The organism is Mycobacterium sp. PS03-16 (assembly GCF_004570325.1).
Taxonomy (GTDB): Bacteria; Actinomycetota; Actinomycetes; order Mycobacteriales; family Mycobacteriaceae; genus Mycobacterium.
In genome coordinates, this window is record NZ_SPQO01000023.1 from 42,156 (window position 1) to 61,790 (window position 19,635).

Here is a 19,635-nt window from a genome sequence, read left to right on the forward strand (position 1 = left end):
TCACGACGCCTGACCGGCTTCGGCGGCCCACTCTTCGGTGACGCGCGCCTTCTGCTCGGCAATCACCTGACCCAGATGGGCGCCCTTGGCCCAGCCGTAATAGGCAGCGAATTGCACTGCCACTTCATCTATTTCGGTGAACGAAAGGTCGCGGCTCTTCAGTGCGGCGTACACGTGACTCAGGATCGGGTACGGCGCATCCTGGAATGCCACACAGGCGACGGTGACCAGGCGGCGTTCCTTCATCCCGAGGCCCGGCCGCAGCCACATCTCGCCGAAGACGTAGTTCAGGATTCCGGCGCCTTGGAAAGGGTTGTCGCGCAGCGGTGCATAGGGCAGACAGTTGATGTCCTTGAAGCATTGCTCGCCCACGGCCAGTCGGGCTTCGGGGTCGCTGGGCGTGGTCAGCGGTAAGAGCGGATCCGGCGGCGGCACCGGCTGTCCGCGCTCCTGGTTGATGCGGGCCCACTCCTGGTCCACCACCATGTTGAACCGGGAGGCCTTCGGCCACCCGCTGTAGACCGCGAAATGCAAAACCGTCTCCTGCATCTCGGTGATGGAGACGTCGCCACTGTTGAGCGCCGCGTACACATGGTCGCGCAGCGGCTGTTCGGCGTCGGCGGCCGCCACGCACGGCAGCGTCACGAACCGGCGGTCGCGGCGGCTCAGGCCCGGGCGCTGCCACACCTCGCCGAAGACGTAATCGAGGAGATGGACCGCCGCGGGCGTGGTGTCGTCGGGCGGGTCGAAGGTCATCACGTCGGTGAAGACACGTCTGGCATTCATCGTAAGGTCACTCCTGCATCGACTTTGAGCTCCAGACCCGTCACGTGGCGGGATTCGTCGGAGATCAGGAACAGCACGGCATTGCTGATGTCGACCGCCTCGGTCATCGCAATCGGTAGTGCGTTACCGAACAGCGGCGCCAGATCGGGCCGTTGCTCGGCGAGCAGCGTGTGCAGCGAGTCCGGACGCATCCCGGTGGCGACGCCGGTGGGATGCACCGTGTTCACTCGAACGTTCTGTGCCGCAAGCTCATTGGCCAAGGCCCTGCTGAGCCCCACCACGCCGTGTTTGGTCGCGGTGTAGGGCGTGTGCAACGGCGTTCCCTTGAGGCCGGCCGCCGAGCTGATGTTGACGAGGCTCCCGCCGTGCTCCACCAGGTAAGGCAGCGCCGCTGCGCAGGTGTTCCACGTGCCGATCAGGTTGACGTCGACAACGGTGCGCCACTGCTGCGCGGTGGTGGTGTCCCATGTTCCGGCGGTCAGCACCCCGGCATTGGCCACTGCGGCCTCCAACCCGCCGAGTTCCGCCACCCCGGCGGCGACGGCCGCCGTCAGGGCGTCACCATCACGGACGTCGACCGCGAAAACCTCGGCCCGCCTCCCGGTGTCGCGCACCAGGCGGGCGGTTTCGTCGAGATCGGCACGCGTGGCCAGCGGATACTCGACCTCCGGAAGTGAGGCGCATAGGTCGACGAGGATCAGGTCGGCGCCCTCCTGCGCCAGCCGGACGGCGTGACTGCGTCCCATCCCGCGTGCGGCGCCGGTGACCAGGACGCGCTTGCCCGCTACGCGGTCGCTCACAGCTTGTTGCAGAAGCCGGCGTCGACGGGGAAGGTGACCCCCGTGACGTACTTGCCGGCATCGGACACCAGATAGGCGATGGCGGCACTGATGTCCTCGGGTTCGAGCAGCGACACCGGTAGGGGGTTCTGCAGGTGCGGGCCGCCGTCGGGGTAGTTCTCCAGGAACGCCGTCATCGCGGGATTGACGGCCATCATGGTGTTGACCGCGGTGGGGTGGACCGTGTTGACCCTGATGCTGTGTGGTGCAAGCGCATTGGCGAGCGTGCGCATCAGTCCGACGATGCCGTGTTTGGATGCCGCATAACCCAGGCCGCCGCCTTGCATGCCGCCGAACCCCACAAGTCCCGCCGTGGAGCTGGTGAACACGATCGAGCCGCCCCGTTGACCGGCAATCAGGTGTGGCATCGCTGCCCTGGCGGTGTGAAAGGCGCCGACGAGGTTCACGTCCACCACGTCGGTCCACATCTCGAGTTCTTCGTCGATGGTCAGCTCTCGGAATCCCATTGCCGCGATGCCGGCATTGGCCAGCACGATGTCCAGGCGCCCGAAGTGTTCGACCCCGGCGTCCAACGCTGCGCGCAACGCGTGGAAGTTCCGGACGTCGGCCACCGAGGCGAGCATCTTGCCGCCGTGGCTCTCGACCAGGGCGACGGTCTCGTTTAGCTCGTCTAGTGAGGCCATCGGGTACCCGTTGGACTCGATGTCGGCGCAGATGTCGATCCCGATGATGTCGGCGCCCTCGGCAGCCAACCGGGCCGCGTGACTGCGACCCTGGCCGCGCGCAACGCCGGTGATGAAGGCGACCTTTCCCTCCAGTGAACCCATCAGTCCTCGCTTCGCCGCGGTAGTCACAATAAGTCGTGGGTTGTGAGCTGAGTAACTCGGTTACCGGCGGTACAGTAACGCGGTTACTGACGGCTGGCAAGGGGGATACGCATTAACGGTGCCGACCGTCGAGACGCGACGTCACGTCGGGCTGACGACAGGATCTTGGAAATCGTGGTCGAGATCCTGGAAGCAGAGGGATACGACGCGGTCCAGTTGCGCGAGGTGGCGCGCCGGGCGCGGACGTCGCTCGCGACGATCTACAAACATCACGCCAACCGTGACGACCTAATCTTGGCCGCGCTGCAGAAGTGGATGGACGAGAACAGGTACTCGGGATTGCCGCGGGCGTCAGGGGGGCCGGCGGGCGAGTCGCTGTACGTCGCAATGATGCGGCTGCTCCGTGCCCTGTTCGAACCCTGGGAGCGGCATCCGGCGATGTTGACCGCGTTCTACCGTGCCCGTTCGTCGCCGAATGGGAATGTCCTGTTCCGCAGCGGGTTGAGCATCGTGCTGCCTGCGGGGCTGGAGGTCTTGGCCGACGTCGACGAAGAGTTCGTTCGAGACCTCGACACCGTCCTCTCCAGCATGGTGTACGGCTTGCTGGGACGGTACGCCATCGGCGAGATCGCGATCACCGACATTCTGCCCGCGTTGGACCGCACGGTCTTCTGGCTCACTGCGGGGTACGAGGCGCGAGGGCAATCGCGCCGTTCCGGTTGACGGATCAGGTGCCGCACTGTAGGTCATGCACGGTCAGAGATCCGTAGGGCTAAGACACCCGCAAACCTCGAGGCCGGGATCGCCCGGACTGCCGAGCCAGGCGCCGAACTTGTCGACGCACTTACTGTGCCTGTCGCCGTCGGCGGTCCGAACGTCGATGGTCCACCGCGCGTCGGTGCTGGACCATGCGGCGCGCTGCACGCTGTGCCCGAGCCGAATCAGCTCACCGAGATTGTTCTCCTGGACCGTCTCCCGCAGGTAGTCCAGGATTCTGGGGGCCTCGGCGATGGCGGCGCGATCCTTCCAGGGTTTGAACTCGTAGCCGAAGGTGTGCAGATCGGAATCGGACCGGATGCCGGGATACCTGAACAGGTCCCAGGTGCCGCCGATGTTGTCGCGTCCCTCGAGCACGACGACACGCTTGCCCGGGAATGCCTCGGTGAGGTAGCGCGCGGCGCCGATGCCGGAGATTCCGGCACCGATGACGACGACGTCGAATTCTTCCGGCTGCGATTGTGCACTGCGGCGGCGGATGGGACGCCCGCGTGGTGCGCCATGCTGCAGCTTCCGCGATTCATGGGGCAGCCCGTGGTGGCGCGGTGATCCGGTGCCGCACGACTGTGAGTGCGTACAGATCACGGTCACCTTCGAACAGGAAGCGCTGCCAGTGCGCGACCTACTCTTCGGCGCCGCGGACCTTTGGATACTCACCACTGGAATGGATCATCATGGGCGTATCGGGATCGAATTCCTGCTCTACGGCCTTCTCGAGGCCGGGCAGGATTCACCGATGTACCGCGTCGCGTTCGTCCTCGACGCGTTCTCTCGTTCCGTCGGGTTCACCCTGATCCTGGTGTTGGGTTTGTTGGTGCTCACCCACGGCTACCGGCCCTCGACGCGGGTCGAGGTGGGGGTCTTCGCCCTGGCGGCGGTGCTCGGCTTCGTCCTTTCGGAGTTCGCCGAGCAGATCGGCACGCCCGGCAAGGTGTTCTTCCTGCTGACCGCACTGGCCACTTCCGCATTCCTCGGCTATTTCGCGTGGCGGCTCTGGTTGATCGCGGAGCGTGCACACGCAGTGTGGGTGGGTATCGCGACGGCGCTCAACGTCGTGGTCGCGTCGATCTACGACTTCTGGCCAATCCCCGGCGATGACGCCGACCACACCCTCTTCTATAGCCTCGCACTCTTCGTCTGGGGCCTGGCGATGCTCGCCATCTACCGCGCCTACGCCGCTGTCGACACCGCCACCCAAGCACTTCGGGAGGCTGTGCGACCTCGTCGCCTTCCCGCGGATCATTAACAGTCGCGCCCAAAGAACGGCCTCATGCGCCACATGACTTGTGCCCACGATCCGCATTCGAATGTCAGACTGAATGCGAATCTGGACGCCGCCTCGCCTCTTCCGGCAAACGGCAACACTCCATGCACAGACCGGGATCGATCGAGGCGGGCGAAGGGCCCATCACTCTCGAGCAGGACGCGTGAACGAAAGGCCGGACGTCGACGGCTCGCCGACATCGATCAGGTCGCCGCCGGCCTCGAACAACACCTGCTCGGCTTGGAACCCGCGGAACTGACCACGCCGCACACGCTCCTGGCCAAAGCCATGGCCAACCTAGCCAATGGCCTCCAGTAGGTTTTCCGCGCGTCAGGACGGCCGGGAGTAGCGCGCGCTCAGGCCGGCCGCACCTTGTGCACCCAGCGGTTCGGGTCGGTCTCGAGCGCGCTGCGGTCCCAGCCCAGTAGGTCGGCGGCCGCGCCGTAGGTGAACTCGAGGAAGTCCATCACCGCCCGGTCGGGGTCCGCCGACTGACGTGCCACCTCGTACGGCAGGAGGAACTGCCGCAGCGCGGTGTCGTAGAAGACGCCGTCGGGGCGGCCCGGGGCGTCGGCGAAGCCGGCCGGTTCGGGATAGGCGTACGAGTAGAACGCCCCCTCGTCCCCGCCGCCGGGCCAGAAACCGCAACTGCTCAGCTCGTGCGAGTACCCCTCCTCCATCACCCAGTCGCCGCAGTTGGGCGCACCCCCGGGATGCGTCGGTGCCGGGCGGCCGGAGAACCGGGTGCACGCCATGTCGAACGACCCCCAGAAGAAGTGCACCGGGCTGACCTTGCCGAGGAAGCCGGCACGGAACCGCCCGATCACCCGGTCGGCTTGCACCAGCTGCCGCCAGAAAGCGTTGGCCGCCGCGGGGTCGTAGCCGGCGTGCTGATCCTCGGCGAACGGGATGGCGGGGTCTACTTCGTTGGGTCCGTCGGAGATTCGCGCCTCGATGCCGAGGCCGCCGAGCGTGTCCAACACCGCGCGGTGGAACCCCGCCACCGACTTGTCGCGCAGATCGATGCGGCCGGCGCCCCCGTCGCTCATCCGGACCGCGAGCACATGGTCGACGAAGTCGAACTCCATGTCGAACGCGTTGGTGCCGACGGGGATCGCCGAGGTCGTCAGACCTCGCGCCGACACGTAGAGCGGCACCTGCCACCAGTGGTTGACCAGCGGCGCGTACGCCATGCGCACCTTACCGACGATCTGGGTCCACATGTGCAGGGATCTACGCGTCGGTTCCCAGTCGTCGACGCGTAGCGCCGGCCAACCCTCACGCCCGTGGCCGTTGGTCATTCGAACCTCCTCGTTGTGGCGAACCGGTGCCGCATACCGATGTCATTGTGGCCTTAGAGAGTGTGGCCCGCGATCGTCCCCGAGTCGGCTGATCGGCCCTGCAGTGCCGTGACGTCCACGGCGCATCAGAATTGGCTGACCCCGCCGTCGACGTAGATTTCGGACCCGGTCATGTATGAGCTGCCGTCCGAGGCGAGGAAGGCGACCACACTGCCGATCTCCTGCGGGCGGGCACGGCGCTTCATGGGCACCGTGGAGGTCAGGTCGGCGAGAGCATCATCGGAGTCGGAAAAGAGGCCGGCCAGGCCCGGTGTCTCCGTGAGTCCCGGAGCGACGACGTTGACGCGGATCCCACGGTCGACGAGTTCCGCGGCCCAGCTCCGTGCCAGGGACCGGATCGCGGCCTTGGACGCGGCATAGACGCTCGCCCCGGGAGCCGCTTTCACATCGCCGTTGGAACCGCACAGGATGACCGACGCGCCCTCGTTGAGCAGCGGAAGCGCGGCCTGCACGGCGAAGATGATGCCGCCGACGTTGGTGGTGAAGATCTTGGTGTGGTGCTCCCAGGTGATCTCCCCCAACACCGCGAACTCGTTGATGCCCGCATTGGCGAAGACGATGTCGAGCGTGCGTCCCGTCGCCTCGATGGTGGACGCCACGCGGTCGAGATCGGACTGTTCGGTCACGTCGGCTCGAATGGCGCTGGCCCGGCTGGCTCCGATGCCGTCGACGGCCTCGTCGAGGGCCTCTTGCCGGCGCCCCACGAGGAAGACATAGGCCCCCTCCCGGGCGAGGGCGCTCGCCGCGGCGAGACCGATCCCCGAGGTCGCCCCGGTGACCAGTGCGGTTTTGCCTGCTAGGTATGTCACAGCACTCTCCGCTATCGAGCGACTGCCGTGCGGGCGTTGAGAAGCTGCGTCTCCCAGGCGTATGCGATGCCGCTACCACCGGCGTGCTCCAGGACGACGTCCGTCAGGGCGGCCGCGGTGTTCTCGCGTGCCCAATCCCGCTGCCACTCGGACAGCACCGCCAACCACGTCATCGGCACCGCCCCGGCGGCGACCATGCGCCGCACCGCCATATCGTGGGACTCGGCCGAGACGCCGCCGGAGGCGTCGGTGACGATGAAGACGTCGTAGCCGTCGGCGAGTGCCTGGATCGTCGGCATCGCCAGGCAGATCTCGGTCCACAGCGCCGCCAGGATCAGCTGCTTGCGGCCGGTGCCCTTCACGACCTCGACGACCTTCTCGTCCTCCCAGGTGTTGATGAACGTGCGGTCGATCGGCTTCTGATCGGGGAAGACGTCCTGCAGCTGCTTGATCAGATACCCGCCGCGCTCTTCGAGCACCGTGGTCAGAATCGTCGGCACGTCGAAGGCCCTCGCGCCTTTCGCCAGGCCGACCACGTTGTTCACGATCGTCGCCGGATCGTGGCTGTTGAGATTGGCGAACTGGTACGGCTGGTGGTCGATCAGGACGAGGACGCTGTCCTCCGGGCGGAGCAGGGCATCGAGGCCGGTCTTGGGCACGGGTCTCCTTGGGCGAGGCACGACAGACGGTGAGGGACGAACGTTGGCGGTCAAGAGATGAATGACGCCGGTGAGGGTCACTCCCGAAACAATACGGTCCGTCCCGTATCGACGCAATACGGTTCGTTCCGTATCGGGTTGCGGTACGCGTTCGTGCCGACGACGTCGCCGTCGCTACCGTTGCGGCATGCCTGCGAGCCGCAACGAGGAGTCACGTCGCGCCATACTCGATGCGTCGATTGCCTTGATCTGCGAGGTCGGCTACGACAAGGTCTCGATCGAGGCGATCGCTCGCCGGGCGTGCGTCAGCAAGCAGACGATCTACCGGTGGTGGCCTTCAGTGGGGGCGGTGATCCTCGAGGCGGCGACCCGAAGTCTCGACCCGGTGGTCACCTTCCCCGACACCGGTGACATCCTCGCCGACCTGCGAACGCAGCTGACGGGGATCATCGAACTGATCTCGACCACCGGCTTCGGGGCGGCGTATCGCGGGCTGATCGCCGCAGGCCAGTCCGATCCGCGGCTCCTGTCCGCCCTGTTCGACCAGATCATCGAACCCAACGTCACGGCGTTCACCGCGCGCATGGAGCTGGCGCAGGAGCGCGGTGAGCTTCGTGCCGACGCCGACGTGCAGACGCTGCGCGACGTGCTGTACGGGGTCATCGAGTACCGACTGCTGCACGGGATGCCCATCGAACCCGGATACATCGACGCTGTTCTGGACATCGGGTTCCGCGGAGTCCGCTAGCGGCGTCGCGATACGCGACAGACGGTTGGACATCGCCAGGACCAGTTCGTACCCTGGCCGGGTCGTGGAAATCGGACCAGAACCGGTCCTGGCAGCGAAGGATCGTGGCTTTCCGTATGACGCGTGTGCGCCGTTCACTTCGGCGATTGGCGTGCGGTTCGGCGGCCGTCGTCGCGGCAGTGGCCTTGTCGATGGGCGACGTGAACGCGGACCCGGCGGCTGACGCACTGTCCAAACTCGACGAGTTGTCCAGTCAGGCGGTGCAGACGCGTGAGGCCGTCACGGCCGCGCAGCGCGATGTCGACGCCAGATTGGCTGCTCAGACCGCGGCCGAAGACCGCCACCGCCTCGACTCCGAGGCCGTTGCCGTCGCGAACTCCCAGCTTGCGCCCTATCAGGCGGCCGTCGACCGGATTGCGGCGATGAACTACATGAGTGGCAATCACGGCCAGATGACGGCGGTGCTGACCGCCGGCTCGCCGCAGCAACTGATCGACAGGCTGTCGGTGCAGCAGATGGTGGGCGCCACGACAGCCGACCAGATGAGAGCCTTTCGAGCAGCGAAGGAGCGCGCGGCGGCCGCCGCCCAGGCGTCCGAGAGGTCGGCCGCCGACGCCCGCGCCGCGGCCGAACAGGCCGCCAAGGGACGTGCCGATCTGCAGGCCAAACTCAAGGAACTGCTGGCAAAGATCGCCGCCGCCGAGGCGCAGTACGCGGCGCTGACCCCGCGACAGCAGGCGATCGTCGACAACGCACCTGCGATCGCCGCTTTGCCCGGCATCCCGCCCGGGGACGTCGCTCCGCCCCCGGCAGCCGCCGTGCCGGGGATCCCCGAGGCGCTGCCCGTGGGCGTCGCATCAGAGGTCGGATTACAGCCCAACACCATCCTGGCCGCCAGGGCGGTCAGCCAGCAGTTCCCGCAGATCGCCGAGATCGGCGGCGTTCGGCCGGACTCGAAACCGTGGCATCCGAGCGGTCTGGCGATCGACATCATGATCCCGAATCCCGAAAGCCCGGAGGGCATCGCTCTCGGCGACCAGATCATGGCGTTCGCGCTGGCCAACGCCGCCCGATTCGGGTTGCAGGACGTGATCTGGCGCGGCACCTATTACACGCCTGCCGGTCCGCAGGGGTCAGGTTACGGCCACTACGACCACGTCCACATCACTACGACTCCCCGCCGCTAGCCAGCCACTTCCGCACCAGTCCGCCTTCGGCGGCTTCGACTGACCGCAGCTCCGTCAGTGTCGGATGTCCGGCGTCCAGGAGTGCGCTGTCGGTGTCCTCCTCCGGCTCATCGGAGACCTCGATCTCACTCATGCGCACACCGCCGTCGCGGATCTCCTCGACCCGGGTCTGCACGGCGCCGCCCCGGGCCAGCCGCGCGTGGCGGATCGGACCCACTTCCGCTGCGGGCCGGTCCGGCACGTTGAGCGACAGCACGGTTCCGTCGGGCGTGTCGAACAGCAATTCCAGCACCGGTGCCACCAGGCCGGCGGCCGTCTCCCAGTACCGCTCACCTTCCGGGTGCAGGGCGACGTCCAGCGACACCGCCAGTGCGCGGGTGTCGCTGATCTTGGCGGTGAGTGCCGCGCCGACGGTGCCGGAGTGTAAGACGGCCCGGCCGACGTTGGCGCCGTGATTGATTCCGGACAGCACGAGGTCCGGACGCGGATCGAACCAACCGTTGAGCGCGGCCGCGACGATGTGTCCCGGATGGGCCCGAACCGCCCACGCCTGCACGTCGAGGCCGGGTAGCTCTCTGCGTTCGACGACCGTGTGCCCGTCGCGGCGGACGGCACTGAGCGCGGCGCTCGCGCCGCTCGCCTGCTCGGCTGGGGCGGCCACGATGACATCCAATCCGGCCCCTTGCGCCGCCACCACCAGCGCGTGCAGGCCCGCGGAGTCGATCCCGTCGTCGTTGGTCACCAGTGCGAGTGGCACGCGGCCACCTCCTGCGTCCTAGTCGGCGCTACTTCCATGGGTGCAGCTCCACCCGCTCGGCGAGCGTCTCGACGGCACGCGCGCCGCCGGTTCCCAGCCCGTGGCGCACGACGTTGAGCGCCCCGCAGGCCGCGCCGATCTGCAGCGCCCGGCGCAGCGGGCGACCGCTCGCGAGCGCGGAGACGATGCCTGCGGTCATCGAGTCCCCGGCGCCCGCCGAATCGGCGGGCTCCAACGCCGGCATGCAGATCTCGACGACGTCACCGCCGCGCGTCCCGCCGCCATCGGGCTCACGGTCGTCGAGCAGAGCCAGCGCCGGGGCGGAACCCGACCGCGACACCACGATCGTGCCCGCGCCGTCGTCTCGCAGCGAGCGCATGGCCGCGACCAGATCCTCAGCGTCCTCGGACTTCGCCCGGCCGTCGTCGAGCAGCTCCTCGTGGCTGACCTTGATCAGGTCCGGCTTGCCGGCGATCACCGCTTCGAGCCGCTCGCCGGAGAGGTCGGCGGCCACCTTGCACCCGTTGGCGCCGAGGTCGGTGGACAGCCGTCGGTAGAGGTCGGCGGGCACCACGTCCTCCTCCTGCGGCCCCGACAACAGGACCCGGCCGTGGATCAGCCCTTCGGTGAGGGTGAGCTCGTAGAGGGAGTCGAGTTCGTGGCGGTCCAGCGGGCTGCCGGCGGCCTCGGCCACGACCTCCCGGCTGCCCGTGCGGCGGTCGTGAACGTATGAGCCGTTGCGTGCGCTGACCGGCACGATCCGCATGGTGACGTTGCGCATGGGGAGCAGGTGACCGAGGACGTCGCCGGTCTCCCCGCCGAGCGCCGAGCACAGCACGACCGGCACACCGAGGGAGGACATCATGCGGGACTGCCAGACACCTTGGCCGCCGGCGTGGACGTGGATGTCGGCCGCCCCCGAACGTTTCTCGACCGTCACGGTGAGAACGGGCAGCGGGGCGAAGATGACGACCGGATCGACGTCGTCCGAACCCTCGGTGCTGGGTTTCTCGTCTGCCATGGGCTGGGGGATACCCACCTGTACAGGCACCCACCCGAGAGAGTTCGGCGGTCAGACCCTCCCGCCGGGGAACATCGTCTTGACCGCCGCGGTGAGGTTGTCCCGCGCGGCGGCGGCACCGGTGGGGTCGAGGGAGCTGATCGCCATCACGTAGCGGCGTTCGGGTCCGATCGCACCGGTGGAGACGTGCACCTGATTGGCCCCGTTCCAACAGCAGAACCACCCCTGCTTCACCGCGACTGGCTCGGCGTAGAGCCCGTCGGGGATGCCGAACCGCTGCGGGTATCCGTCGGCTCCCCTCGGTGTGGATTGCGCGAGGTTGCCGATGATGACGTCGGCCCGTTCGGGTGGCAGCCCGCCCGCGCCGTCGAGCAGCATGTCGTAGTAGCGGACGAGATCGGCAGCGGTGCTCTGCGCGACGTCCCACCCACCGTCGTACGGCGCGATCGTGCCCGCCAGGCCGTACCGGGCCTTAACGCGGGCGATCACGTCGTTCCCACCGCTGCGATCCCAGAACACCTGCGCGGCACTGTCATCGGAGGACCGTAACATGGCGTCGAGTGACGCCCGGTCGGCAGGGGACAGTCCGGTCTTGCCTTCCGACTCCTGCAGCAACAGATCGTCGGCGATGAACAGCTTCACCACCGACGCGATCGGGAACGGGGTGTTCTCCCCGCTCGAGAACCTTTGTCCGGTGGTGCGGTCCAGAATCGCAACATGGATGTCGGCGCCGGACGCGGCCGCGCCGGCGACGGCTTGCCGGACGCGGGCGTCGAGTCCGTCCAACGACGGTGCCGGCTGGGCGGGTGGGGCCGCGGCGGTGGCCCGCGGGGCATCGTCGGCGGCCGGCGGCGCCCCCCGGACCTGTGCCGTGCATCCCCCGACGACCAGCGCGATACCGACGATCGCCGTTCCGGTCGTCGCCCGATTGAGTAGCCGCCGGCGCATGAGTCTCCTTCGAACAGTCCCGAACCACGAGCAGGTCAACGCTGCGCCTACCGGTTACCCCAGCCTAAACCGCTCACCCATTACGGTTTCTGCCTACTGCGGGTGTGGGTCAGACCTCAGGGATGTAGATTCCACTGGCCGACATCCTGGGCCAGGACGTCGTTGACGTCGACTTCGTATCCGCCGACCAGCGGGCCCGGATTGGCCTTCGTGGCCACGATGCGCTGGTAGAGAACGGCGTTGGGGTGGATCCGATCACCGGACCAGGCTTTGGTCTGCCACGCCCAGACGCGTCCGCGCGTGCGGGAGTTGCCGATCACGCCGGCGGTGGCGGCCCAGTGGCATACGTCGATGCCCCCGTAGACGCCGGTGCGTTGCACACCGAGGACCGAGTTGATGCCGCGGAACCACTGCAACGCAACGGTGTTCCAGGTCTCGCGGCTGATGTCCTCGTCGATGGAGAAGAAGATCGGCGCGCTCTGGCCGCCTCCGGCCGCGGTGTGGATCTGCCACGCGGTCCTGGCGTCGGCGACGCCGCCGGCGAATCCGCGGGTGTAGTCCGACGGTGCGGAGCCGCCCGGCTTGCCGTACTGGTAGTTGCTGACGATCACCAGCCCGGCTTTGGTCAGCGACTCGGCGTAGGGCCGGGTGATGGGCTTCGCTCCGAAGTTCGTGCCGGGGCGCGACATCGAGACGTAGTTCACCACGCCGGCGTATCCGGCCGCGCGAATGTGCTCGGCGGGAATCTGATGCGCGGCGAAGTCGATGAGCATGGGACCGGCTGCCGCGGACGTGGGAATGCCGGTGTTCACTGCGGCCGCGCCCAGTCCGGTCAGCGCGGACACCGCCGCGGCGTAGCGCAGCGCGTCGCGCCGGGTGACCGGGCGCGAGAGCCGTGGGCCGAGCGTCTCCGGCGAGTCGTGCACGGCCAGATGTTAACGATGGGACTGCTGTCAACGATGGAGCCGCGCCGGGCGCATTCCGCCCGCCCCTTTCACACTATGGCGCACAGGGGGTCTTGCGGCAAGGGCCCGGGTGTGGCGCACACTCGTGCGTCCGAGCCGTCCGACCAGGGGAGTTGTTGTGCCGCAGAGTCCGAAACCGTTCGAGGTACACGAGTCAGGTGCGTATCTGCACGGCACCAGGGCCGATCTCGCCGTGGGTGACCTGCTCGTGCCCGGCCGCGAGTCGAACTACGAGGCGGGGCGCGTGATGAACCACGTCTACGTGACGCAGACCTTGGACGCCGCCGTGTGGGGTGCCGAGATGGCCGCCGGGGACGGCCGGTGCCGCATCTTCGTCGTCGAACCGCTGGGTCCCCTCGAAGACGATCCGAACGTGACCGACAAGAAGCTGCCGGGCAATCCGACCCGCTCCTACCGCACGCGCCAACCGGTGCGGATCGTCGGGGAGATCACCGACTGGGTCGGACACACCGACGAACAGCTCGAGGCCATGCGCGCCGGCCTGGCCGACCTCAAGCGCCGCGGGCTCGACGTCATCTACGACTGACGCCTGCCGCCGTGGCGGCGTACCGACGTTCGGGACGACGGGGCACGATAGGGCCGATGGACGTTCTGGTGGTCGGCGGCGGACCCGCGGGATGGGCGCTGGCCGGATCGTGTGCGCGCCTCGGACTGACCACCGGGCTGCTCGATCCGGCCCCGGAGCGGCCCTGGACCGCCACCTACGGGATGTGGAGTCGCGAACTCCCCGCGGATCTACCGGAAACGGTGGTCGCGGCCCGGGCCGCGGGCCGCGTGATCGCGCTCACCGAGCACCGCCTGGGCTGGAACTACGCGGTGCTCGACGTGCCGGCCCTGCGTGCCCACCTCACCGACCGACTGGCGGGAGTGCAGGTCCACCAGGGGCGCGCCGTCGGATCTCCCGAGCGCGGCGTCGTCGCCCTCGCCGACGGCTCCCGACTGCGGGCGTCGGTCGTGGTGGATGCCGGCGGCTGGGCGCGCCCCCTCAACTCCAGCTCGCCCCGCCGCACCGCGGCCGCGCAGACCGCCTACGGGATCGTGCTCGACGAAGCGGCGGCCTCGCCGTTGATCTCCACGGGTGAGGCGCTGTTCATGGACTGGCGCGCCGATCACGGTGAGGGTGGGTGGCCGACGTTCCTCTACGCGGTGCCGCTGGGCGGCGGCGACATCCTGCTCGAGGAGACCTCGTTGGCGCGACGGCCAGGGCTGACGCTGTCGACGCTGCGGCGGCGGCTGCACGCCCGACTGGCCCACCACGGGATACATCCGTCGGAAGATGTTCGGGCAGAACGGGTGTCGTTCCCGGTGGACCAATCGCGACATCGCGCACCCGGTGTGCTCGGGTTCGGCGCGGCCGCACCGCTCATCCACCCGGCGACCGGCTTCAGCGTGGCGGCATCCTTGGCGTTAGCCCCACGGGTGGCCGCGGCGATGGCCGCGCACCTCCCCGGGAATCCGGCCACGGCGTTGGCGGCGGCACAGGACACCGTGTGGCCCACCTCGGCGAAGGTGGTCCACGGTTTCCGGCGTATCGGCCTGGAGGCACTGCTGCGGATGCCACCGCCGGATGTGCCCGGCTTCTTCGAGCAGTTCTTCTCGCTGCCGGAACGCCACCGGTGGACATACCTCACCGGTCGGGACGACCTCCGCGGCACCATCGCCGCGATGAACCACCTGTTCCGGATCTCGGACGGCCGGTTGCGACGGCACCTCGTCACCTCGGCGTTCGTCCGCCCGGTGCGCACGAATGATGCGCAACACGACGGTATTGACCTCAAGTGAACTTGGGGTTCTACCGTCTCGACACATGGAGATCACAGACACACCAACTGCTTCGAAAGTTCCGAGTCGCACCCTCACGGCCGATGTCGGCGTGCTTGTCCTGCGCGTCGTCTTCGGCGGACTTCTCACCGCCGCCGGGCTGCAGAAGCTCCTCGGCTGGTTCGGTGGGCCGGGCCTGACGGAGACGGGCGCAATGTTCGAGCAGATCGGTTACCGCCCAGGCGTCTTCTTCGCCGGCGTCGCCGGCCTGCTCGAAGTTGTCGGCGGGTTGCTGCTGCTGCTGGGACTGTTCACACCGTTGGCCAGTGCCATCGTCATCGGAGTGATGATCAACGCCGCGAGTGCGACCTGGTCGGCTGGGCTCTTCGGTCTGGGCGGCTATCAGATGGCGCTGCTCTACGGCACGGCCGGCGCCGTCATCGCCTGCACCGGCGCAGGAGTACTGGCGCTCGACCAAGGTCGTCCCTGGCAGCGGACGGGGCCTCGATGGGCGGCGGCGAGCATCCTGACCGGCGTCGCATCAGCCGTCGCCGTGCTGGTCCTCAAAACGCTGATGTGACGACGGGGTGGAGGCGCCGCCGCCTACGCACCTGGCTCGGCCTTCCCGAACCCTCTTGCCAGGGGCAGGAATACGTCGTCCACGATCTCGCGGATGGTTCTCGGCGACGCCGCGGCCATGGTCATGAACAGTTCGTGGCGCAGCAGATCGGCGGGCAGCGCGACGATGCGGGCCGGCGGTGTGGTCGCCAGCTCGCCGCGGGTGACGGCGCGCGCGACGATCGTCTCCATCACGCTCGGCCCGTCGGGGACGAACAGCGCGCGGAGCTGGTGCGGTGAGCCGCCCGCCTCGTCGAAGTACGCACCGATCAGCGCGGCGAAAAGGCCGATGGTCCGCGATCGCCGCTCGTTGAAGTCGGTCAGCACAGCCAGGACGTCGCCGCGCAGGGTGCCGGTGTCCGGCACCGGAATCACCTCCACCTCGCCCCGGTGGCGGATCACGGCTTCCAGCAGCGCCATTCGAGTCGGCCACCGTCGGTACAGCACCGAGCGGGCAGACGCCGACCGCGCCGCGACCGCCTCGATGGTGAAGCGGTCGTAGCCGCCGTCGATCAGCTGATCCCACCCGGCGTTCAGGATCGCGGACTCCAGCGCGGCGCCGCGGCGCCGTTGCACACCCGAAGTCTTAGAGGACACTTGCGTAGCTTATCGCATCCGGCTAGTGTCGCCGATAAGCGACGGCCGTGTAGCTAAAGAGGCGGGCGTCGTCCGGGCGAAGTCCCCCTCGCACCGCTCGCACATGCCGACGCAGAACGGAACCGGAGATTTCCATGACCACGCGCACCGCACTGATCTCCGGCGCGAGCATCGCCGGTCCCGTGCTCGCCTTCTGGCTGGCCGAGGCGGGTTGGGAGGTCACGGTCGTCGAACGCGCCGAGCGCCTGCGCATGGGTGGTTACCCCATCGATGTCCGTGGCACCGCAGTCGACGTCATCCGGCGGATGGGGCGGTACGACGAGGTCGAAGCGCAGCGCTACCGCCACGTTCCGGTGAATCTGCTCGCGCCCGACGGACGCCGTCTGTGCACACTGGACTACGGCAACGTGCTCGGTTCCTCGAGCAGCGCGGACGTGGAGTTGACGCGGGGTGCGCTCAGCGACATCGTCCACCGGGCCTGCACCGATCGCGTGGCCTACGTCTTCGGTGACTCGATCACCTCGCTCACCGACACCGGCACCGGCGTCGACGTCACCTTCGGCCGCCGTCGACCTCAGCGGTTCGACGTGGTGGTCGGTGCCGACGGTATTCACTCAACGGTGCGCGCGCTCGCCTTCGGGGAGGCAGGCCGGTACGTCCGCCACCTCGGCCCCTACGTGGCGGTGTGGGATCTGCCGGCCGACATGTTCGATCCGGGAACCGGCGTCATGTATTCGCACCCTGGACGCACCGTACTGGTCGAACGTCCCTACGACGGCGGTGCCGCCCGGGCATTCCTGACCTTCCTCCACCCCGCACCGGGTGCCGTCGACCGGCACGACACCGGCCAGATCCTCGACACCATGCACGCCGCGTTCGCTGACGACCGTTGGTGCACAACCGAAGTGATCGACACGCTGCCGGATGCCGATGACGTCTACTTCGACACGGTGAGCCAGGTCCGGATGGACCGCTGGAGTTCCGGTCGAGTGGCACTCGTCGGCGACGCCGCGTACGCGCCGGCGTTCCTGTCCGGACAGGGCACGAGCATCGCGATCGCCGGCGCCTACGTGCTCGCCAGTGAACTGGTCGCCCGAGACGACCCCGAGCGGGCCTGCAGGGGCTACGAGCACAGACTGCGCGGCTACGTGCAGAGAAATCAGCGACTGGCGTTGCGTACGGACGGCACCGTGCTGGCCCGCACCCGCGGCCGGCTGTGGCTCCGGAACGCGAAGCTGTGTGCGGTGCCCCTGCTGCAGCGGCTCGGCCTTGTGCGACTCCTGCGCACCGAGCTGCGGTCCGCCGCTGCGGACCTGTCGCTCTCCGGGCACGATCTTCGTCGCTGCGCTGACCACACCCGCACCGGCGACGCCCGGTGACCCTCCCACTGGGCGAGAAACCCGGCGAGCAGCACTGGAACATGCGACTCGTCGGCTGGGCGGCCGTTCTCACGCTCGCCACAGTGCTGGCCGACGTGGTCATCGGTTCGCCGATGATGGTCGTGCCACAGTTGCTCAGCCACTTCGACACCGGCCAGGCCGCGTGGCTGAATGCCAGCGCGATGCTGGCCGGCGCCATCTGGTCGCCGCTGCTCGCCAAGTGCGCCGACAACTACGGCAAGCGCAGGACACTCGTCGGCACGCTGCTGCTCGCCTGCGTGGGTGCGCTGATCTGCCTCGCCGCCCCGACCATGTGGGTCTTCCTGGTGGGTCGGTTTCTCCAAGGTGCCGCCTTCGCCGCGGTCTTCCTGACGGTGGCATTGGTCCTGCAGATCTGTGCCGCGCGCGTGGCGATGACCGTGGTGGGCGTCGTGACGTCCGGCTCGTCGATCGTCGGGATCGTCGAGCCGTTCCTGATGAAGCCGGCCATCGACGTGTTCGGCTACCGGGGAGTCTTCATCGCGGCGGCCCTGCTGTCCGCGGTGGCCGCGCTCGGCGTTCGTGTCTTCATCCCGGAGTCGCCGATCCGCAGCACCGGCCGGATCGACGTGTGCGGTGCGATTCTGCTCGGCGGCGGCCTCGGCGGGGTGCTCGCCTACCTCAGCCTGGGCAGCGACCGCGGATGGCTGTCCGCGGGCATGATCGCGTTGCTGGCCGCCGGCGCTGTGGCATTGGCGGCCTGGGTGTTTCGCACGCTGCAGGTCGACGAACCGATCGTCGACATCCGGTCCCTCAGCGGACCGATCCTGCTGACGCTGCTGGCGCTGGTGCTGGCGGCGGGCTCCTTCCGGAGCATGTTGCAGCTCGTGGGCATCGTCGCCTACGTCCCGCCCGGCCTCGGGCTCGGCTACGGGCTGGGCGAGGGCGAGGCGGTCGCAGTCCTGTTCGCCGCGACCAACCTCGGCATCGCCGTCGGTGGTGTCTGTGCCGGATGGGTCGCGGCGAAGATCGGGCCGGCCTGGCCGCTCCTCGGCGGCATCGCGGTCGGGACGACCGCAACCATCGCGATGCTGGCGGGTGTATCGGTGCTGCCACTGGCGGTCGTCTCGGGCGCTGTCCTCGGCATGGCCGCGGGCGCGATCGGAGCCTCCGGCTACAACGTGGCGGCCGGCCTCGCGGCACCCACGGGACAGGGCACCGTCGCCGGTCTGGTGTCGGTGATGACCGCGCTCGGCTCGGTCACGTTCACCATCGTCGGCGCCGAGGTGCTCAAAGCGACCCCAGTGTCCGATGTCGGCGCGCCGGTCAGCACGTCGGCGGGCGTGCACCTCTACGTCGCGCTTGCGGCGCTGCTCTTCGTGCTCGCGGCGATACCCGCGGTGATGTTGATCCGCAGTGCTCGCCGTCCGGGCAGGGTCCCGGCCGCGGCACCCCGGTTGGTCACACAAACCGATCTCCGACGCTGATCGTGCCCGCGGTGATTACCTCGAAATAGGCTCCGGCACAGGGCAACCGTCCGAGGCCGAACGAGTCGACGAGATTCTCCGCGGCCGGGGTGCGCAAGGCGTGGTTCGCGCGATCGAGGCCCCCGTGTTCGAGGGTGGGGATCACGCATCGCGGCGTCGGCCCCATTCCCTTCAACTGAGCGGATCCAACGGTGAATGTGCGCTCGGTCCAATCGTTTTCGGTGTAGGGCGGATAGCCGGGCGGCGTCGTGATGACGATGTTCGGTCGGTAGCGCTCCGCCTCTGTGCCGATCCGGTCCAGCGTGGCGCTGGTGATCACGTGCAGTGGAGCCAGATCGACGAACGAGTCACCCGGTGTCCCCTCGGCCAGCTCGAGCAGCGGGGCATCCACGACCGCTTCGAGTCCCTGGGTGAGAACCTGCTCGGGGTCGGCGCGTTCCAGGCTCGCTCCCGCCGGCCGCGTCGTGGCCACCCGCACCGGCCGAGACACCAACTCGGAGATCGCGTCGCCGAAGCCGTCCTCGTCGGGGGTCACGTCGGTCCCGTCGGGCAGGCGCACCCGCACGCGCCCGCCGTCGATACGGGCGGTGCACTTCAGGAGCCGGCGCCACAGGCGGGCCTGTTTGGCGCTGGCCACCCGCCCGGTCTCCGCGTCGATCAACGCCAGCCGCCGATCTCCCGCGGCACCCTCAGGACCGACCTCGAGCGTGGTGAGCGTTTCACCGAGCATCGACTTGACGGGGTAGCGGTGCAGGCTTCCCACGAGCAGGTGTTGTCCGGCGGTCATGCTCGCACCATAGTCCGGCGTGCTCGTGAACTTAATGTGCGCAACCTGGCGGGGGCGCGCGCAGGGCCGGACGATGAGCGTGGAGCCGTCTAATGAG

Annotated in this window: 21 protein-coding genes and 1 pseudogene; 9 read left to right on the forward strand and 13 right to left on the reverse strand. The window is 68.3% G+C overall.

Annotated features, from left to right (window positions below; translation table 11 throughout):
• The 3 genes from E4P42_RS18640 to E4P42_RS18650 are packed head-to-tail and all read right to left on the reverse strand — an operon-like array spanning position 1 to position 2,413.
• Positions 1-786 carry a carboxymuconolactone decarboxylase family protein gene (locus tag E4P42_RS18640; protein ID WP_135127557.1) on the reverse strand — a complete coding sequence of 262 codons (786 nt, stop codon included), beginning with the start codon at positions 784-786 and terminating at the stop codon, positions 1-3.
• Positions 783-1,586 (reverse strand): mycofactocin-coupled SDR family oxidoreductase, encoded by an 804-nt coding sequence (locus E4P42_RS18645; protein ID WP_135127558.1) that lies wholly within the window; start codon positions 1,584-1,586, stop codon positions 783-785. Before E4P42_RS18645 ends, E4P42_RS18640 begins: the two co-directional genes overlap by 4 nt.
• Entirely contained in the window at positions 1,583-2,413 is an 831-nt protein-coding gene (locus tag E4P42_RS18650; RefSeq protein WP_135127559.1) for a mycofactocin-coupled SDR family oxidoreductase, read from the reverse strand. The genes E4P42_RS18645 and E4P42_RS18650 overlap by 4 nt, the downstream gene beginning before the upstream one ends.
• Positions 2,414-2,524: 111 nt before the next feature.
• Here E4P42_RS18650 and E4P42_RS18655 point away from each other — a divergent pair, with 111 nt between their 5' ends.
• Complete coding sequence (locus E4P42_RS18655; protein WP_135127560.1) at positions 2,525-3,136, forward strand: TetR family transcriptional regulator; 612 nt, start codon at positions 2,525-2,527, stop codon at positions 3,134-3,136.
• A gap of 129 nt (positions 3,137-3,265) precedes the next feature.
• Here E4P42_RS18655 and E4P42_RS18660 read toward each other — a convergent pair.
• Positions 3,266-3,670: pseudogene (locus E4P42_RS18660) on the reverse strand (FAD-dependent oxidoreductase); the annotation flags it as partial.
• A 73-nt stretch (positions 3,671-3,743) separates the two neighbouring features.
• Here E4P42_RS18660 and E4P42_RS18665 point away from each other — a divergent pair.
• Positions 3,744-4,436, forward strand: a complete 693-nt coding sequence (locus E4P42_RS18665) for a transporter (RefSeq protein ID WP_245234104.1) — start codon at positions 3,744-3,746, stop codon at positions 4,434-4,436.
• Between the two features lie 374 nt (positions 4,437-4,810).
• On the opposite strand, the gene E4P42_RS18670 is transcribed toward E4P42_RS18665, so the two are convergent.
• The 3 genes from E4P42_RS18670 to E4P42_RS18680 all read right to left on the reverse strand — a co-directional run bounded on the left by E4P42_RS18670 (position 4,811) and on the right by E4P42_RS18680 (position 7,283).
• Positions 4,811-5,755, reverse strand: a complete 945-nt coding sequence (locus tag E4P42_RS18670; RefSeq protein ID WP_135127561.1) for a DUF5996 family protein — start codon at positions 5,753-5,755, stop codon at positions 4,811-4,813.
• A 125-nt stretch (positions 5,756-5,880) separates the two neighbouring features.
• A complete protein-coding gene (locus E4P42_RS18675; protein WP_135127562.1) occupies positions 5,881-6,624 on the reverse strand; it encodes an SDR family NAD(P)-dependent oxidoreductase in 744 nt (247 codons plus the stop codon).
• An 11-nt stretch (positions 6,625-6,635) separates the two neighbouring features.
• Complete coding sequence (locus tag E4P42_RS18680; RefSeq protein WP_135127563.1) at positions 6,636-7,283, reverse strand: hydrolase; 648 nt, start codon at positions 7,281-7,283, stop codon at positions 6,636-6,638.
• 187 nt (positions 7,284-7,470) lie between these two features.
• Between E4P42_RS18680 and E4P42_RS18685 the strand changes: the two genes are divergently transcribed.
• Positions 7,471-8,031 carry a TetR/AcrR family transcriptional regulator gene (locus tag E4P42_RS18685; RefSeq protein WP_167759542.1) on the forward strand — a complete coding sequence of 187 codons (561 nt, stop codon included), beginning with the start codon at positions 7,471-7,473 and terminating at the stop codon, positions 8,029-8,031.
• Between the two features lie 116 nt (positions 8,032-8,147).
• The gene (locus tag E4P42_RS18690) at positions 8,148-9,218 is read left to right on the forward strand and encodes a glycoside hydrolase (protein WP_135127565.1); all 1,071 of its coding nucleotides are present in this window, start codon (positions 8,148-8,150) and stop codon (positions 9,216-9,218) included.
• Here the strand turns inward: E4P42_RS18690 and surE are convergent.
• The 4 genes from surE to E4P42_RS18710 form a co-directional block, all read right to left on the reverse strand.
• On the reverse strand, positions 9,199-9,975 hold the full coding sequence (surE, locus tag E4P42_RS18695; RefSeq protein WP_135127566.1) for a 5'/3'-nucleotidase SurE: 777 nt from the start codon (positions 9,973-9,975) through the stop codon (positions 9,199-9,201). The genes E4P42_RS18690 and surE overlap by 20 nt on opposite strands.
• A gap of 28 nt (positions 9,976-10,003) precedes the next feature.
• The gene (locus tag E4P42_RS18700; protein WP_135127567.1) at positions 10,004-10,996 is read right to left on the reverse strand and encodes a 1-phosphofructokinase family hexose kinase; all 993 of its coding nucleotides are present in this window, start codon (positions 10,994-10,996) and stop codon (positions 10,004-10,006) included.
• Between the two features lie 51 nt (positions 10,997-11,047).
• Positions 11,048-11,944 (reverse strand): serine hydrolase, encoded by an 897-nt coding sequence (locus E4P42_RS18705; protein WP_135127568.1) that lies wholly within the window; start codon positions 11,942-11,944, stop codon positions 11,048-11,050.
• A gap of 116 nt (positions 11,945-12,060) precedes the next feature.
• On the reverse strand, positions 12,061-12,870 hold the full coding sequence (locus E4P42_RS18710; protein WP_135127569.1) for a DUF1906 domain-containing protein: 810 nt from the start codon (positions 12,868-12,870) through the stop codon (positions 12,061-12,063).
• A 157-nt stretch (positions 12,871-13,027) separates the two neighbouring features.
• Here E4P42_RS18710 and arr point away from each other — a divergent pair, with 157 nt between their 5' ends.
• From arr to E4P42_RS18725, 3 genes are read left to right on the forward strand one after another with little or no spacing between them, the layout of a single operon-like run.
• Positions 13,028-13,456, forward strand: a complete 429-nt coding sequence (gene arr, locus E4P42_RS18715) for an NAD(+)--rifampin ADP-ribosyltransferase (protein ID WP_135127570.1) — start codon at positions 13,028-13,030, stop codon at positions 13,454-13,456.
• Positions 13,457-13,512: 56 nt separating this feature from the next.
• Complete coding sequence (locus E4P42_RS18720) at positions 13,513-14,712, forward strand: lycopene cyclase family protein (protein ID WP_245234105.1); 1,200 nt, start codon at positions 13,513-13,515, stop codon at positions 14,710-14,712.
• A 25-nt stretch (positions 14,713-14,737) separates the two neighbouring features.
• Positions 14,738-15,271: a DoxX family protein gene (locus E4P42_RS18725; protein WP_135127571.1), complete on the forward strand. Its 534-nt coding sequence runs from the start codon at positions 14,738-14,740 to the stop codon at positions 15,269-15,271.
• A gap of 23 nt (positions 15,272-15,294) precedes the next feature.
• Here E4P42_RS18725 and E4P42_RS18730 read toward each other — a convergent pair whose 3' ends face one another.
• Positions 15,295-15,906 carry a TetR-like C-terminal domain-containing protein gene (locus E4P42_RS18730; RefSeq protein ID WP_245234106.1) on the reverse strand — a complete coding sequence of 204 codons (612 nt, stop codon included), beginning with the start codon at positions 15,904-15,906 and terminating at the stop codon, positions 15,295-15,297.
• A 134-nt stretch (positions 15,907-16,040) separates the two neighbouring features.
• Between E4P42_RS18730 and E4P42_RS18735 the strand changes: the two genes are divergently transcribed.
• A complete protein-coding gene (locus E4P42_RS18735) occupies positions 16,041-17,285 on the forward strand; it encodes an FAD-dependent monooxygenase (protein ID WP_135127572.1) in 1,245 nt (414 codons plus the stop codon).
• Complete coding sequence (locus tag E4P42_RS18740; RefSeq protein ID WP_245234107.1) at positions 17,282-18,751, forward strand: MFS transporter; 1,470 nt, start codon at positions 17,282-17,284, stop codon at positions 18,749-18,751. The genes E4P42_RS18735 and E4P42_RS18740 overlap by 4 nt, the downstream gene beginning before the upstream one ends.
• On the opposite strand, the gene E4P42_RS18745 is transcribed toward E4P42_RS18740, so the two are convergent.
• Entirely contained in the window at positions 18,726-19,538 is an 813-nt protein-coding gene (locus E4P42_RS18745; protein WP_135127573.1) for an MOSC domain-containing protein, read from the reverse strand. The genes E4P42_RS18740 and E4P42_RS18745 overlap by 26 nt on opposite strands.
• Between the last annotated feature and the right edge of the window lie 97 nt (positions 19,539-19,635).

What these genes read in the sequence shown, in the direction of transcription:
- E4P42_RS18640 (WP_135127557.1), bottom strand. Translation starts at nt 786, where the DNA reads ATGAATGCCAGACGTGTCTTCACCGACGTGATGACCTTCGACCCGCCC.
- E4P42_RS18650 (WP_135127559.1), bottom strand. Translation starts at nt 2,413, where the DNA reads ATGGGTTCACTGGAGGGAAAGGTCGCCTTCATCACCGGCGTTGCGCGC.
- E4P42_RS18670 (WP_135127561.1), bottom strand. Translation starts at nt 5,755, where the DNA reads ATGACCAACGGCCACGGGCGTGAGGGTTGGCCGGCGCTACGCGTCGAC.
- E4P42_RS18685 (WP_167759542.1), top strand. Translation starts at nt 7,471, where the DNA reads ATGCCTGCGAGCCGCAACGAGGAGTCACGTCGCGCCATACTCGATGCG.
- E4P42_RS18690 (WP_135127565.1), top strand. Translation starts at nt 8,148, where the DNA reads ATGACGCGTGTGCGCCGTTCACTTCGGCGATTGGCGTGCGGTTCGGCG.
- E4P42_RS18700 (WP_135127567.1), bottom strand. Translation starts at nt 10,996, where the DNA reads ATGGCAGACGAGAAACCCAGCACCGAGGGTTCGGACGACGTCGATCCG.
- E4P42_RS18705 (WP_135127568.1), bottom strand. Translation starts at nt 11,944, where the DNA reads ATGCGCCGGCGGCTACTCAATCGGGCGACGACCGGAACGGCGATCGTC.
- E4P42_RS18720 (WP_245234105.1), top strand. Translation starts at nt 13,513, where the DNA reads ATGGACGTTCTGGTGGTCGGCGGCGGACCCGCGGGATGGGCGCTGGCC.
- E4P42_RS18725 (WP_135127571.1), top strand. Translation starts at nt 14,738, where the DNA reads ATGGAGATCACAGACACACCAACTGCTTCGAAAGTTCCGAGTCGCACC.
- E4P42_RS18735 (WP_135127572.1), top strand. Translation starts at nt 16,041, where the DNA reads ATGACCACGCGCACCGCACTGATCTCCGGCGCGAGCATCGCCGGTCCC.
- E4P42_RS18745 (WP_135127573.1), bottom strand. Translation starts at nt 19,538, where the DNA reads ATGACCGCCGGACAACACCTGCTCGTGGGAAGCCTGCACCGCTACCCC.